A 15,488-nucleotide genomic window follows, 5' to 3' on the forward strand; every position below is an offset into this window, starting at 1 on the left:
TTCAACTGGTTCGTCAACTACTTCGACGCCGGCGAAAAGGCACACGCCAGGCTCGCCCAGGAGGCGTCCAAGCTCAAGCCCGGCGAAAGCGGGTTGCTGGCCCTGGACTGGAACAACGGCAATCGCACCATTCTGGTCGACCCGCGGCTGACGGGCCTGCTCGTCGGCCAGACGCTTCACACGACGCGGGCCGAAGTTTACCGCGCTCTCATCGAGGGCAGCGCGATGGGCGCTCGCATGATCATGGAGCGGCTCGAAGAGTACGGCGTTAAGGTCGAGGAGGTCATCAACTGCGGCGGCATCGCCGAAAAGAGCCCGCTGGTCATGCAAATCTACGCCGACGTCACCGGGCGGCCGATGAAGATCAGCCGCTCGGCCCAGACCTGTGCTCTGGGCGCGGCCATCTTCGGGGCTGTGGTGGCCGGCTCGGCGACCGGCGGATACGACTCCGTCGAAGCCGCCCAGGCCAGGATGTGCGGCCTCAAGCCCAAGCTCTACAAGCCCGACGCCAAACGCCACGAAGTCTACAACCAGCTCTTCAAGCTGTATCGCCAGCTCCACGACGCCTTCGGCACGACCGGCTACCGTGAATCGCTGCACAATGTGATGAAGGATCTGCTGGCGGTGCGGGATAGGGTGAGAGGTATCGCGTAGGCAGCGTGCTCTGCACGCCACCTTGGGTAAAGTCCGCGCCCGCGGACCAGCCGCATCTGTGATTTGAAATCTGCAATTTGAGATTCCGGATCAGATCGTTCTCCAGGGCGAACCATCCGCCAGCTTTCGGATCAGTCGTCAGCAGAACTCAGAACGGTGCGGATTCTTCATCGGCCGCGGGCAATGAACGTCCGACGTGCTCGTCGTAATCCGGAGGCGAAGTCTCCGACTGATACTCGGCAAAGGAATCGTAACCGGCGGTGGCGACGTAGGACGGCTCCTGGCCCGCGGCGAGGTTGTCGAAACGCGTCAGACGCTGGTTGAAGAACAGCTTGACGATGCCGGTCGGGCCGTTTCGCTGTTTGTCGACGATAACCTCGGCCAGCCCCTGAATCTCAGGGTTGGGGTTTTCTTTCTGGTAATACTCCTCGCGGTGCAGAAGCATAATGACATCGGCGTCCTGCTCGATGGCCCCGGACTCGCGCAGGTCGCTCATTCGCGGGCGATTGCCGGTGCGCTGCTCGGGATTGCGGTTGAGCTGGGCCATGACCACGACCGGAATGTTCAGCTCGCGGGCGAGGGCTTTCAGGCCGCGGCTGATCTCGGAAACCTCCTGCTGGCGGCTCTCGGTGCGGTTTGGAGCCCGCATAAGTTGGAGATAGTCCACGAATACCGCCTCGACGGCAAAACGCTTGACCAGTCGCCGGGTCTTGGCCCGCAGTTCAAGCACACTCATGCCCGGGGTGTCGTCGATCAGCAACGGAGCCTCGGCCAGACCGTCGCAGGCTTCGGTCAGCCGCTGCAGGTCGTCGCTGGAAAGCATGCCTCGCCGCAACCTATGCGAATCGACGCGGGCCCGCGCGCACAACAGACGCTGGGCGACCGCCTGCCTGCTCATTTCCATCGAGAAGAATACCACCGGCTTTCGCTCGCGGGTTGCGACGTATTCGGCGACGTTCAGCCCGAAGGCCGTCTTGCCCATGCTTGGGCGAGCCGCAACGATGATCATCTCACCCTTCTGCAAGCCGCTGAGCATGTCATCCAGCTCGATGAAGCCGGTCGGAAGGCCGGTGATGTAGTGCCCTTCGCGGGCCTCGATCTGGTGGAAAGTCTCCTCCAGCAATCGACGAATAGGCTCGGCCTGCTCGCTGACCCGCTGGTCGGTCACGTGAAAGAGGAGCTGCTCGGCGCGATCGAGGATCTCCTTCGCCTCCTGGCGGTGGTTGTGAGCCTCCTCGATCACCTGCCCCGCCGCGCCGATCAAGTCGCGCAGCATGGCCTTGTCGACCACCAGGCGGGCGTAATGCTCGGCGTGCAGGTGCGACGGCACCGATTCGGCCAACTGGACGAGGTAGTCGACGTCGCCGACCTCCTTGAGCAACCCCCGCCGCTCAAGCTCGTTGCGAACGGTCACCAGGTCGATCGGGTCGCCCCGGTCGTACATCTCGATCAATACGTTGAAGAGCTTGCGGTGGTCGGGACGGTAGAATCGTTCGGAGTTCTGCCCGATGATCGGCAGAACATCCCCGATCGCCTCGCGGTTCAGCAACATCGAACCGAGAAGCCCCCTCTCCGCCTCAATATCCTGGGGCGGCACCCGAACGGGCAAACCGGGCGCCGGCCGGACATCAGAGGTTGAGGTCGAGAGCGTCGACGCCGGTTCCGCGGTCATATGGGTGCGCCTCCCTGCCCGGCTTCTCTGGCCTGCGACGTTCCTCTTCTTCGTCCTCCTCGACAATGCTGCCCGTCTCGCGAACGACCCAAACCTTGACGTCAACCTGGAGGTCGTCGGCGAGAAGCACGGGGACGACCACGCTGTCCAACTGGCGAATCGGTTCCCGCAACTGGACCTGCTTGGCGTCCACGTCGTGGCCCTCATCGCGCAAGGCCGCGGCAATCTCACGAGGCCCCACCGAACCGTAGAGATGGCCCTCCTTGTTGCAGGCGGCTGAGATGGTCACCTCAACATTGGTCATACGTCCGGCCATTTCCTCCAGCGCCGCGCGGCGCCGACGGCGTTCCTCCTCGGCCAGGCGCTTGTCTTCTTCGATCCGTTTCATGTTGGCCTTGGTCGGCTCAACGCCCAAGTGGTTCGGAATCAGGTAGTTCCGGGCATAGCCCTCACTGACCTCGATCACCTCGCCGGCCAAGCCCACTTTCGGAATATCGCGTCGCAACAACAGTTTCATCCGGTCACCTCACGCGTGTCCATTCATTCTACCCCAACAGGGCCGGGATTGCACCGCTGCGTATGGGCAATCAGTCTCTGATTCTGCACCGCTTGTCAGCAGAACGCGCTCGCGTCCTCAGCCCCCTGTTGATTCATCACTTGCGCATGCCTGCGCCAAACACTCACAAGCCTTTCCCGCCCCACGACCGACCGTCAATCACGGTCGGATGGGCGGGCTTGCCCCGGGTTCAGCAGACCGCCTCGCCCCGCCGCGTGGAGCGTCAGAACGGGATGTCCGGGTTTTCCACCGGCGGGCCGAAATCGTCCGGCGGCGGCCCCTCTTCCACCACACTGGCTGCCGGTCTGTCCGCAGGCCGGCCTGCGGCTCCAGCACCGCTGCCGAGGAAAGTGAAATTCTCTACCACTACATCGAGCTTGTTCCGACTCTGTCCTTCCTTGCTGGTCCATTGCCGAAAGCGCAACCGGCCTTCAATCAGTATCCCGCTGCCCTTCTTCATGTACTGGTTGATGGTCTCTGCCTGGCGACCGTATGAAGTCACATCGACGAAGCAGACCTCGTCTTTCTGGTTGCCATCCCGGTCCCGCCACCGGCGATTGACCGCCAAGCCGAACTCACACACCGCCGTATTGTTCGGCGTGTAGGAAAGCTGCGGATCGCGCGTCAGGTTACCCGCGAGGATCACCCGATTGAAGCTGGCCATGACTCATTCCTCCGTTTCGGCAGGCGTCTCCTCCGTCACGTCCGGCACCGTGACCTCCGACTCGCGACGCCGCGAACGGCGCCCCTCGCCGGACCGATCGCTGCGGTCGTCATCAGGGGCCGCATGACTCGCCGGCTTGGCGGCGGCCTCCTTCATCTCGTCTTCGGTCATGTGATCAACCCGCACAATGAGGCATCGCAGCGCGGCCTCCGAAAGCTGCACATCGCGCTCGATATCCGCGATCCTCGACGAATCCGCCTCAAAGTACGTCAGGACATAGATACCCCGTTTTCGCCCGCGGATCTCGTAAGCCAGGCGACGCTCGTCCCACTTCGCGCAGGCAATCACCCGAGCCCCGGCCCGGTCGAACATGCGGTTGATCTCGCCCTGAATGGCCTCCCAGTCAGACATGACGACCGGGTCAAACAGGAACATTCCTTCGTATTTTCGCAACAAGGTCCTGCACCTCCCACGGTCCCGCCGGCGCGGCCCGCTGCCCGCCGTTTCACTCCTCGGGACGATTGAATCTGTTCATCGCACTGTCAATACCTTCAGTGAGCCAACACTCCACCGCGTCGGCCGCCCGGGCAATGGCCTGCTCGACCCGCGGTTGTTCCACCGCCGTGAACTCGCCGAGCACATGGTTCACCATCCGGCTGCCTTCCACGGATTCGATACCGATCCTCAGTCGGGCGAAATCCTCGCCGCCCGCCTGCTCGATCACGCTGATCAACCCGTTGTGTCCCCCCGCCGAGCCCCCGGGCCTGAGCCGAAGCCGACCCAACGGGAGAGCCATGTCGTCCAGCACCACCAGCAGGTCGCCCCGTGACAGCTTGTGAAACGTCAGGGCCTCCCGCACCGAGCGCCCGCTGAGATTCATGTAGGTCATCGGCTTGAGCAGAAGCACCTTGTGGTCCCGGATCGAACCGCTGCCGCACAGGCCGCTGAAACGACCGCGGGTCACCTCGATTTGCCAGCGGCGGGACAGCTCGTCGACCGTCCGAAACCCGACGTTGTGCCGGGTATGCTCGTATTTCCCGCCCGGGTTGCCCAGGCCCACGATGAGTTTCATCATCACAGCCCGTGAAGCGTCTGCTCATCACGCAATCACTTCGACTCCGATTCCTCCTCTTGCTCAGGCGCCTTTTCCTTGCGACCGATGATTTCCGGCTCAGCCGGACCTTCCTCCGCCTCCGCCGCGGCAACGACCTCTTCCTCTGCGGCCTTGGCCCTCACCGAACAGATGATGGTTTCGCCCGGCGTGACGGGCTTGACCCCCTCGGGTAAGACAAGATCCTTCACGTGCAAGAAATCGCCGATCTTGAGGTCGGCCACGTTCACGCGGATGGATTCGGGGATCTCGGTGACCAGGCATTCGATCTCGATGTCGACGATCGCGGCGTCGAACGTCCCGCCCTCGGTCACGCCCACGGGCGTGCCGCGGTAATCCAAAGGCACGGACACCTCCACGCGCTCGGTCATACTCACGCGGGCAAAATCCACATGAATGGGTTTCAGTCCGAGGTGGTCAAACTGCACGTCCTTGATCAGAACCTGCTGCTTGCCGCTTCCGACGAGCAGCTCAAGTACGTGGGTCTTGTGCTCCAGCAGATTCTGAACATCGTGAGCTGACACGACCAGGTTCTCCGGTCGCTGTCCGTGCCCATACAGGACGGCCGGAAGCTTTCCCGCCTTTCGAAGACGACGGGCCACCGCCGACCCGACGCCTTGCCTTGTCTCAGCTTTCAGTTGTGCTATCTCCATCGTCGCCTCACTCTTTCATGCCAGCCGCTCGAAGACCGCTGGTCCGTTTTCCATTGCTCCGCGGCTCGCCGCCTGACGCCCTATCGGGTCGAGCCGCTCGATCGGTTTCTCATCGCTTCGGTCCAAAGAGGGCGCTCACCGACATATTCAGGTGAATCCGGCGTATCGCCTCCGCCAGCATCGGGGCCACTGAGAGCACCGTGAGTTGCGGCAAATCTTTTCTCAGCTCCTCACGGACCGGAATCGTGTTCGTTACCACGACCTGATCGACGGCCGCAGCCTTGATCCGGCTGGGCGCCGAACCGGCGAAAACCGGATGCGTCGCCGCCAGGAGGAACCGCTTGGCCCCGTTCTCGCGCAGAATGCGAATCGCCTCAACGGCCGTTCCCGCGGTGGTGATCATGTCGTCAAACAGCAGAACCATCTTGCCCCGAACGTCGCCGATGACGCGGGCCGCCACTGTCGAATCGCCCCCCAGTCGCCGCTTGTCGATCACCGCCAGTTCCATCCCCAACCTGGTCGCGTAGGCAGTCGCCTGTTTGACGTTGCCGACGTCCGGGGAGACCACCGTGCAATCCTTCAGCTTCAGGCCCGCAACGTGATCAGCGATGACCGGCATTGCTGAAAGATGGTCCACCGGCAGGTCGAAGAAGCCCTGCAACTGATCGGTGTGCAGATCGAGCGCCAGTACGCGGTGGGCGCCCGCCTGGCTGATCAGATTGGCCACCAGCTTGGCGGTGATGGGCGTTCTTCCCTCGGCCTTGCGGTCTTGCCGGGCGTAGCCGAAATACGGGATCACCGCCGTGATGCGCCTCGCGGAGGCCCTCCGCAGACAGTCGATGAAGATCAGCAGCTCCATCAGGTTCTCGTTGACCGGCGGGCAGGTCGACTGGACCAGGAAACAGTCACGTCCCCGAACATCGTCCTCGAGCTTGATGATCGTCTCGCCGTCGGGGAAGCGGTCCACCTTCGCCTGGCCGAGCTTCACGTCGAGCGCGTCGGCAATCTCCTGGGCCAATAGCGGATTAGCCGTCCCCCCGAAGACGCGGAGTCCGGCGTCTCCAACGCAATCCACGAAATCAGGCTGCGTGTCGTAGGTCATTGTCCACCATCACGACTTGAACTTTCGGGGCCCCGGACCACCGAACCGTGCGGAATCTGCCGCCCTGCCTCAATGGCCAGCGGAGCGACCAGGATCGAGCCGTTCCCGATATACGTCTCGCTGCCTACGTAGCTGCGGTGAATCTCCTTGCCGTCGAAGTTGGCAAAAATCGTGCCCGCGCCCACGTTGACGCGTTTCCCGATCTCGGCATCACCGATATAACTCAGGTGTCTGGCTCGCGTGCCCTCGTCCAAAAGCGAGTTCTTCAGCTCAATGAACACACCGGCCACGACGTCATCCTTCAGCACCGTCCCGTCCCGCAGATACGCAAACGGGCCGATCACGCAGTGTCTGCCGATCTTGACCCGCCCGTTGATGTAGGTGAACGGATAAATGACCGTGTCCTGCCCGATCTCCGCCCGAACATCGATCCAGGTCGTGCGGGGGTCGACGATGGTGACGCCACTGTTCATCAGGTTGCGCTGAATGCGATCCTGCATGATGCGGCCGACTTCAGCCAGGTTGTGACGGCTGTTGATGCCCATGGCATCTTCGGCCGGGACCGCCGTCACCGCCACGGCCCGATGGCCGGCTTTGATCAGGATCTCCAGCGCGTCGGTGATGTAATACTCGCCCTTGACATTGTCCGGACGGACCTGATCCAGAGCCGTGAAAAGCAGCTTCTTGTCGAAGCAGTAGTAACTTGGATTGACTTCCCTGATTTTACGCTGCTCAGGCGTGCAATCCCCTTCTTCGACGATGCCTTCGAGGTTCCCATATTCATCCCGGATGATCCGGCCGTAACCCGTGGGGTTATCGAGCACGGCCGTCGCGAGGGTCACCGCCGATCGCTCTTTCTCGTGACGCTGGATCAGCAGAGCCAGCGTCTGACTGCGAACCAGCGGCATGTCCCCCGCGATAACCACCAGGTTGCCGTCGAAATCGGCCAAGGCGTCCCGGCACACCATCGCCGCATGACCGGTTCCCTTCTGCTCGGTCTGCTCGACCCAGATGATCTGCCGATCATCCCTGAAAGCCTGGATCACCGCCTCTTTCTGGTAACCCACCACACAGATGATCCGCTCGATCCCCGCGGCCCGGCAGGCATCGACCACGTACGCCAGCATGGGGCGCCCGCAAACCTCGTGAAGCACCTTCGGAAGGTCCGTCACCATTCGGGTCGATCGACCCGCCGCCAAGATGATTGCCGCAGTCGGTCTGCTCATGACGGTATCTCTCAAGGCGCCCCACCCGGGTCTCTCGTCCGCGTTCGACGAGACACTCCCTGCTTGTCCGAGACAAGGCCGCCAGTTCACTGACTACCCGGCCTGGACTCGAACCAGGAATGCCAGGACCAAAACCTGGTGTGTTACCGATTACACCACCGGGTATCCGCTCGGCCCGGTTCGCGGGTCCGACCCAAAAACACAACACGCTGCCACGAAAGATCTTACGGACAGATCGGGCGCAGCTACAGGCTGACCGCACGCGAGGCCTGAGCCCCCTGCTGCGAAGCGGGGGCCCATTCTCCCGACGCCGGAGACGCCCCAAAGGGTGCGGCGGCAGTTCTTCCCTTCGGCCCAGAGGCCAATACGATGAAGATACCTTAGCCACGCGCCAGCGTCAATAGCGTCGGGCACCTCCGAGTGAAGGCGTCGCGGAGCCCGTGACAGTTCAGGCGGGGATAGGCTACGGCTTTTTCAGAACCGCGACCGTGAGGGAGCGGCCCCCATGTGGTATTGGCCGCTCTGCGGCTTGGCCCCTCGCTTGCGCTCGGGGTTCTGAAAGAGCCGCCTAAACTTACATGGGCCCGTCCGCGCGAGGGACCCGTTGTCAAGCTTGACCGCAGACTGGCAAGGCGCATAATACGGTGATTCTGCACGGACGCATGGATCTACCATGAAGGTCAAATGCCCGAACTGTCAGAAGACCATCCGTGCCCCCGACGAATGGTCAGGCCGTAAGGTCAAATGCCCCCAATGCAAGAATCCGGTAACTCTCTCCAAGGGAGAGGACGAACCGGACTTCGACCTGGGTTCATTGGGTGCCATTGAGGCCGCCGGACAGGCTCTGGTTGTTGAGCGCAGGGGCAAGCCCATGACGCTCAAGGAAGCCCAGGCCGCGGCCGCAGCTGCCGCTCGCGCCAAGGCAAGGCCCGATCCCGCCGATCCGACCGTCCGGGCTTGTCCCCAATGCGGCCGCAAGACGCGAGCGCCTGATCCCTACAGCGAAGTCCTGTGCCGCCATTGCGGAGCGGGCATCCCGCCCGTCGAGAAAAACGATGGCGAGTTCGTCGGATACAAGGTTGCCTTCGAAGGCGTTGTCGCAAGGGTAAGCTTTTACGGCGGCTTCACGGGCGCAGCACTCTATCCCATTCCGGCCATTGCGTACATCCTGACGGCCATGGCCATCGCTCTGGCAATCATCATGGTCCCCCTTTTCGGGCTGGTCGGCATCCTCCAGGTCTCGGCGCTCAACACCGCCGTCAAACAGGAAGAGGGGAGCCTCGCCTGGGTCGGCATGTTCCTGACCATCATGTTCGCGCTCGAAGGCGCCTACTTCGGCTCGGTGGCCTACTATTGCCTCATCGACACGATCCGGAGCACCGTCGGCGGCAACGAACACCCACCCCCGCTTACCTGGAACATCACCAAGCTTGGTGCCGCTCTGGGCGGGTACGTCGCCCTGATCGGCTTCTATCTTGTGGTCATCCTGGTTCTGGTGACGGCCTACGGCGGCGTGCCGACAAGCCTCGCCGATTTCTCCGTGCTGGGCAAACCGCTCAGCCTTGCGGTCCTGGCCATCATGACTTTCAGCATCCCGATGAACATCATTGGTCTGGCAAGCACGGAACCTCTCGACGGCCTGAATCCGGCAAAAGTCGGCCTCTCGATCCTCCGCGTGATCGGGCACTACATTTTCATGTTCCTGATCGTGATCCTCTATGTCGGGTTCTACGTCGGGATCTTGTATGCGATCATGAGCTGGGCCGGTCCGGCAATGAAACAGGCCGCAGCGCAGGGTATCGAGGTCGGCTACAAGAACCTTCTGGGCGGAATCGCCGGCTGGGCGGTACTCATCGGTATGGGCTTCTATTTCGCCTACATGATCGGGCGGATTCTCGGGCTTTTCGCCAGGACCTACAGGGAGAGAATGGCGTTCGAGCTGTGACGTCACGGGGACGGGGTGGGCTGAGGCACATGGGGACGACAGGTAACGGAACCGAGGAGCACCGCCTCGGACCTCATTTGAGGTGGGGACAATCGGTTCAACAGAGGGTGCCAGGCGCCACGGGCGGCTTGGCCAGGGTCGAGGGGCTTTCCCGCCGCCAGCATCGGCAGTAAACCGGGGTCGGCCATGCCCGTCCCTCAGGAGTTGTCGATCGCCCCCTTTTCGGCCGATAAACTGACTATGATGGAATAAGTCAGGATGCTCAAACGACCCATGAGACGGTGTGAGAACGTCATGATGAGAACGGAGTCGAGTCGGACCTTTGGAGAGCCTGGGTTGCCGGGGGACCGCCGGTTCGGACCGGCCGGCCGCTGCACTGGCACGGTCGCCCTCCTGGGCCTGGCCACGATTCTCGCCACCCAGTGCGGCTGCCCCGTGCCGCAGCGCCCCGGGTTGGGCCAGTGTACCCGCCTCGTCGAGCCTGAGACTAAGACCGGCTACTGGCTGTACCTCCCCGAAGACTACGTCAAGAACAACGGGCAGCGTCCCGGCAACAAGCCGTGGCCACTGGTCGTCACGCTCCACGGGCTGCGGCCCTACGACGATGCCCGGCCTCAGATCCGATCATGGCAGGAGGAGGCCGATCGCTATGGTCTGATCGTCGTGGCACCCGAGCTGCGGACCTGCGATCAGTTGGTCATGCCCCTGCCCCTCCGTGATCCAACCAAGTGGTACGTGCAGACCGATGAAAAGGCCATCCTCGCGGTGATGGACGAAGTCTGCCGGCGGACGAATGCCGACCCCACGCGAGTGCTTCTCACCTGCTTTTCGTCCGGCGGCTACCTTGCCCACTACATGATGAACCGTCACCCTGAGCGGTTCACTGCCTTGGCCGCGATGGGCGCCAACTTCAACGAGGAAATGATCGACTACACCCAGCTACCGAAATACCGCTCGGCCAAGATCGCCATCTTTTTCGGCCAGAACGACTTCAAGCTTTGCCGCGACGAGAGCCAGCGGGCGGTAAGCTGGTATCGCCGCTATCGATTCGACGTGGACGCCCGCCAAGTCTCGGGGCTGGGCCACGAACGAAGGCCGCAACTGGCCAGCGTGTTCTTTTCCCGGATCATCGGTGCCTCGCCGAAGACGCCTCCGGACCTGGCCAGTCTGGTCATGAGCGACGTCACCACAGGCGAACCGGCCCGTCCGGCCGGGGCACCCCGCCCGGCTCCGCTTTCACCCGCCCCGCTGTTCCCCACCGACGTGGGCCGTGCGAGTCCCGGCTCAGAGCGACCGCAGGACACCGGCTCTGAGGCTCAAGGTCGGGAGCCGGCCACAGTTGCGCCGATCGAAGCGCCCACAAGATCCGCCCGGCCGGTCGTCAACCAGCCGCCCCCCCCGACGCCGCGACGCCCAAGACTGCAACCGTATTCGGCCGAGCCCCAGATTCCTGTGCCTGTGCCCGATCAGGGACCCGAGCCGATCCCCGGCCGAATCGAGATTCGGGGCCTGAGCACTGGATCGACCCCCATGTGGGTCGACATGCGAATCGAGCTTCCGCCTGATCTGCTACCGGAGGCCGGCATCCTCTGGCTGGCCGACGGACGGCCCATCGCCTCCAGCACGCCCGAGGCCCGCGCCATCCTCCGAACCCCTGGTACGCATCACATAGAGGCCTGGGTCACGCTTGCCGACGACCGACACGCCATCTACCGCGAAACCATTACCGTCCCGCACTCGCAATCACAACCTGCTGACGGCTAGTAGGAGCTGACTGCCTGCACCTGCCCATCAGGATGGATCTACTCATGCCTGGTTGGTGATGTCGTCGATGATGGCCTTGATTCGGGCCGTCGCGTCGGCACGGGCCTTGGGCAGGTCGTCACCGGGGCTGCGGGTCAGAACATAAAACTTGATCTTCGGCTCGGTACCGCTGGGGCGGACAACCACCTTGGTGCCGTCTTCGAGGGTGAAGAAGACCACGTCGGCGGCGGGCAGGTCATAGCGACCGACGGGCTTGCCGGTGCGGGCGTCGCGGATTTCTCCCGTGGTCAGGTCCGCGATGGTGACCACCGGGATCCCGCCGATCGACGCGGGCGGTTGCGTGCGCAATCGCTGCATCATGTCGCTAATACGTGCGGCACCGTCGGCCCCGGGCAACTCCAAGCTTTTGGCCCCCTCCTGGAAATAACCGAACCGCTGGTAGAGTTCCTGCAACAGGTCGTAGAGATTCTTGCCGCGAGCGGCAGTGACGGCCGCCAGGTCGGCGATGCAGCAGGCGCTGGTGACCCCATCCTTGTCTCGCGTATAGGTGCACGGCATGTAACCGTAACTCTCTTCGGCACCAAAGATGTACGTCTTGCTGGGCTTGCCTGGAACCCCCTCCTGCTCGAACTGACAGACTTTCGCACCGATCCACTTGAACCCCGTGAGGACCTCGACGACCTCGGCCCCGTAAGCCTTGGCGATCGTCTTCATCATGTCGCCGGAAACGATGGTGGTTACCAGAACGGCGTTCTTCGGGAACCGGCCGGCCTTGGTCAGCTCGTCGCAGATGTAGTAGGTCAGCAAAGCAGCCGTCTGGTTGCCGGTGAACAGCTCGAATCCGCCCGAGGGAGCGCGAACGGCAATGCCCACGCGATCAGCGTCGGGATCGGTGCCGATCACAAGGTCGGCCCCCACCTTTTTCGCCAGAGCCACGGCCATGTCCAGGGCCGCCCCCTCCTCGGGGTTGGGTGACTTGACGGTAGGAAAACCGCCGTCGGGTGCGGCTTGTTCGGGAACTTCGATCACCTGTTTGAAGCCGCGGCGACGCAGGGCCTCGGGTGTCAGCACGCTGCCGGTACCGTGCAGACCGGTAAAGACGATCTTGAGCCCTTCGCCCTGCCGGCGACAGACCTGGGGATTCAGGCACGACGTCTGTACCGCCTGCAGGAACGCCTCGTCAATTTCCCTGCCGATGATCTTGAGAAGTCCCTTGGCCTTCGCCTCGGCCGGGGACATGACCTTCACGTTTCCAAAGCCGCCGACTCTGGCCACCTCGGCCATGATGTTCTTGTCGTGCGGCGGAACCACTGAGACGCCGTCGGACCAGTAGGCTTTGAATCCGTTGTACTGCGGTGGATTGTGGCTGGCGGTGATGACCACGCCGGCCGTGCACCCGAGGTGACGGACTGCAAAGGACAGCTCGGGCGTCGGTCGAAGTCGATCGAACAGATACGCCGGGATGTCGTTAGCGGCCATCACGCAGGCCACCCGCTCGGCAAAGATGTCGCTCATGCGGCGGCAATCATAGGCGACGACCACACCGGCTTTGCGGGCGGCGTCGCCCTGGCTCCGAACGTAGTTCGCCAATCCTTGAGCCGCGGCACCGACCGTGTATATGTTCATCCGGTTGAGACCCGCGCCGATCACGCCGCGCATGCCGCCGGTGCCGAACTCGAGACCGCGATAGAAGCGGTCGGTTAACTCCCTTTCGTTGTTCACGGCCAACAGGTCGCGAATTTCCTTGCGATCGGCCTCGGCAATGGCCGGATCGTTGATCCACGAATCAACAGCATTCTTCACCGATTGGTCCATTACGTGCAGCCTCGAAGAGAAGTCGTTTAGTCTCTTGGTCTGTTAGTCTATTAGTCTGTTAGGTCCATTGGTCTCTTTCGTCGTGACTGGTGTGCGTTTTGGCTGCGGGCCGCAACCCAAACGTTCTGCGATCCAGAAACATGCGCGCAGAATGCGCACCGGCTGCAACGGAAGAGACTAAAGGTCTAGCAGCCTACGGTCCTCCTGAAGTACTCGATCGTCCTTCGGATGCCCTCTTCCAACGGTACTTTCGGCTCATAGCCGAGCAACGTCCTCGCCTTGGTCAGGTCCGGGCGACGACGGCAGGGATCATCCTGCGGGAGAGGCCTGTACTCGACCCGCAAGGACCGCCCCATCGCCTTTTCGATCGCCTCGACCAGTTCGAGCAAGGTGATCTCGGAGTCGTTGCCCAGGTTGATCGGACCGATGTGCTCGCTTTCCATCAGGCGGCAGAGCCCATCTACCAGATCCGACACATAACAGAAGCTCCGGGTCTGCTTGCCGCTGCCGTAAACGGTTATCGGTTCGCCGCGCAGGGCCTGACAAATGAAGTTACTCATCACCCGCCCGTCGTCCACGGCCATGTTGGGCCCATAGGTGTTGAAGATGCGGGCGATGCGGATGTCGACCTTGTTCTGGCGGTGGTAGTCCATCATCAGGGTCTCGGCTACGCGTTTGCCCTCGTCGTAACAACTGCGGATGCCGATCGGGTTGACGTACCCCCAATAAGTCTCAGCTTGCGGATGAACCTGCGGATCGCCGTAGACCTCCGAGGTGCTGGCCTGAAGGATTCGAGCCCGAACCCGTTTGGCCAGGCCGAGCATGTGGTACGTGCCGAGGACATTGGTCTTGATCGTCTTGACGGGGTTGTACTGGTAATGGACCGGGCTGGCCGGGCAGGCCAGATGGTAAATCTTATCTACCTCCACGACGATCGGCTCAATCACGTCGTGGCGAAGAAACTCGAACCGGCCGCTGAGCACCAGCTCCTGATAACGATCGCCAAAGTTCTCAAGTCGACCGGTGAAGTAGTTGTCCAGGCAAACGACATGGTGTCCCTCGTCAAACAGACGAAGGCACAGGTGGGAACCGATGAAACCGGCTCCGCCGGTAACCAGAATAACATCCTTGTCCATTCGCCAACCTCCGGGCAGCCACACTTGTGAAACGTCGCGCCTGCAATTCGACCCGGCAGCATGATAGCTGCAGTATTGGAGCGCGTCGAGGTATTATCGGACAGTCGCGCGACGGGGTTGAGATGGGCTGGAGAGCATGAATTGACTGATGGAACTCCGTCTGAGCCAAGCGCCCGTCCCGAATCGCCGGTTTCTTGGCAGCGAGGCAACTCATAGCAGGGTAAGTGCTCGATTTTCACAGCGGCATGCTTGACCGGATGGGGCGGTGATATCCTAAACTAGTTGAGTCTTTGCCCGGTTGTAGACCGCTGCGACTGACTTGTGTCTACTCGGACCTTCGGGCAATCTGGACGGGAATGGATGACGCCATGGGATTGGTCAAGACCGTCTTTCACATTCACACGGACTACTCGGATGACAGCAATCTGTCCGTGGATTGTCTGGCCGACGAAGCCATGGAAAGGGGCGTCGGCTGCGTGGCAATCACCGACCACGATTCGATCGAGGGGGCGATGACGCTGGCAGATAGCGTGGGCGACGATCTCCAGGTCATCGTTGGCGAGGAGATTTCGACCAAGGACGGGCATTTGATCGGGCTGTTCTTGCGCGACTTGGTGGAGCCGGGGATGTCGGTGCGGCAGACGGCCGAGGCCATCCGCGAGCAGGGAGGCCTGGTGGTCGTTCCACATCCTTACAACAGGCTTTTTCATTGCAGCCTGGGCGACCGGGTTTACGACATTCTCGACCTGATCGATGCGGTGGAAGTCGCCAATGCACAGAATCTCTCGCCGCTGCCCAACAGGCGATCGGCGAGGTTCGCCCGCCGTCACGGTTTTCCGGCCGTCGTGGGAACCGACGTGCACCATCGAGGCTACCTGGACACCTGCTATCAGATAATGCCGGGTTTTGAGGGGCCAAGCGGGTTTGTGACCTCGCTGGGGCGTGCCCGGTTGCATGTCCGTTCACATCCGCTGAGCTACTTCCTCCGGACCGCCTGGTTGATTACGGGCGGCAAGCTGGGGCTGCCTCTCCCGGCCGGCTATGGCGCAAACGCCGGCGAAGTGCCCGTGAGGTCATCGACGCGGCAGGCGGTTCTGTCGGCGGAGTGACCCCAGAAGCACTCAGCTTTCAGCGGTCAGCGTTCACCCATTAGCCCCCGTCTTGTCAAGCGCGAAAACTCCCTTGGCGAA

General features: G+C 62.3%; 14 protein-coding genes and 1 tRNA gene. 4 read left to right on the top strand and 11 right to left on the bottom strand.

Annotation, left to right across the window (positions count from 1 at the left end; translation table 11 throughout):
• Positions 1-654 (top strand): FGGY-family carbohydrate kinase (locus PLL20_18350; GenBank protein ID HPD31957.1); only part of this gene is annotated, 654 nt, incomplete at its 5' end.
• Positions 655-802: 148 nt separating this feature from the next.
• Here PLL20_18350 and dnaB read toward each other — a convergent pair.
• The 9 genes from dnaB to PLL20_18395 form a co-directional block, all read right to left on the bottom strand.
• Positions 803-2,326, bottom strand: coding sequence for a replicative DNA helicase (gene dnaB / locus PLL20_18355; protein ID HPD31958.1), 1,524 nt, complete (start codon positions 2,324-2,326; stop codon positions 803-805).
• The gene (rplI, locus tag PLL20_18360) at positions 2,283-2,843 is read right to left on the bottom strand and encodes a 50S ribosomal protein L9 (GenBank protein ID HPD31959.1); all 561 of its coding nucleotides are present in this window, start codon (positions 2,841-2,843) and stop codon (positions 2,283-2,285) included. The genes dnaB and rplI overlap by 44 nt, the downstream gene beginning before the upstream one ends.
• A 262-nt stretch (positions 2,844-3,105) precedes the next feature.
• Positions 3,106-3,546: a single-stranded DNA-binding protein gene (ssb, locus tag PLL20_18365; GenBank protein HPD31960.1), complete on the bottom strand. Its 441-nt coding sequence runs from the start codon at positions 3,544-3,546 to the stop codon at positions 3,106-3,108.
• Positions 3,547-3,549: 3 nt separating this feature from the next.
• On the bottom strand, positions 3,550-4,002 hold the full coding sequence (gene rpsF / locus PLL20_18370) for a 30S ribosomal protein S6 (protein ID HPD31961.1): 453 nt from the start codon (positions 4,000-4,002) through the stop codon (positions 3,550-3,552).
• A gap of 49 nt (positions 4,003-4,051) precedes the next feature.
• Positions 4,052-4,618 (bottom strand): aminoacyl-tRNA hydrolase, encoded by a 567-nt coding sequence (gene pth / locus PLL20_18375; GenBank protein HPD31962.1) that lies wholly within the window; start codon positions 4,616-4,618, stop codon positions 4,052-4,054.
• A gap of 35 nt (positions 4,619-4,653) precedes the next feature.
• Complete coding sequence (locus PLL20_18380; GenBank protein HPD31963.1) at positions 4,654-5,310, bottom strand: 50S ribosomal protein L25; 657 nt, start codon at positions 5,308-5,310, stop codon at positions 4,654-4,656.
• A gap of 109 nt (positions 5,311-5,419) precedes the next feature.
• Positions 5,420-6,412, bottom strand: a complete 993-nt coding sequence (locus PLL20_18385; GenBank protein ID HPD31964.1) for a ribose-phosphate pyrophosphokinase — start codon at positions 6,410-6,412, stop codon at positions 5,420-5,422.
• On the bottom strand, positions 6,409-7,638 hold the full coding sequence (locus PLL20_18390; GenBank protein ID HPD31965.1) for an NTP transferase domain-containing protein: 1,230 nt from the start codon (positions 7,636-7,638) through the stop codon (positions 6,409-6,411). Before PLL20_18390 ends, PLL20_18385 begins: the two co-directional genes overlap by 4 nt.
• Before the next feature lie 93 nt (positions 7,639-7,731).
• A tRNA-Gln gene (locus PLL20_18395) sits at positions 7,732-7,803 on the bottom strand.
• A 508-nt stretch (positions 7,804-8,311) separates the two neighbouring features.
• Here PLL20_18395 and PLL20_18400 point away from each other — a divergent pair.
• Together PLL20_18400 and PLL20_18405 are read left to right on the top strand one after the other, a co-directional pair.
• Positions 8,312-9,583: a hypothetical protein gene (locus PLL20_18400; protein ID HPD31966.1), complete on the top strand. Its 1,272-nt coding sequence runs from the start codon at positions 8,312-8,314 to the stop codon at positions 9,581-9,583.
• 294 nt (positions 9,584-9,877) lie between these two features.
• Entirely contained in the window at positions 9,878-11,347 is a 1,470-nt protein-coding gene (locus PLL20_18405) for a PHB depolymerase family esterase (GenBank protein ID HPD31967.1), read from the top strand.
• 42 nt (positions 11,348-11,389) lie between these two features.
• Here the strand turns inward: PLL20_18405 and PLL20_18410 are convergent, their stop codons facing one another.
• Positions 11,390-13,162, bottom strand: a complete 1,773-nt coding sequence (locus PLL20_18410; protein ID HPD31968.1) for a phospho-sugar mutase — start codon at positions 13,160-13,162, stop codon at positions 11,390-11,392.
• 185 nt (positions 13,163-13,347) lie between these two features.
• A complete protein-coding gene (locus PLL20_18415; GenBank protein HPD31969.1) occupies positions 13,348-14,298 on the bottom strand; it encodes an SDR family oxidoreductase in 951 nt (316 codons plus the stop codon).
• A gap of 368 nt (positions 14,299-14,666) precedes the next feature.
• On the opposite strand from PLL20_18415, the gene PLL20_18420 reads away from it, so the two are divergent.
• Entirely contained in the window at positions 14,667-15,407 is a 741-nt protein-coding gene (locus tag PLL20_18420; protein ID HPD31970.1) for a PHP domain-containing protein, read from the top strand.
• Positions 15,408-15,488: the final 81 nt, after the last annotated feature.

It is taken from the genome of Phycisphaerae bacterium (assembly GCA_035384605.1).
Taxonomy (GTDB): Bacteria; Planctomycetota; Phycisphaerae; order UBA1845; family PWPN01; genus JAUCQB01.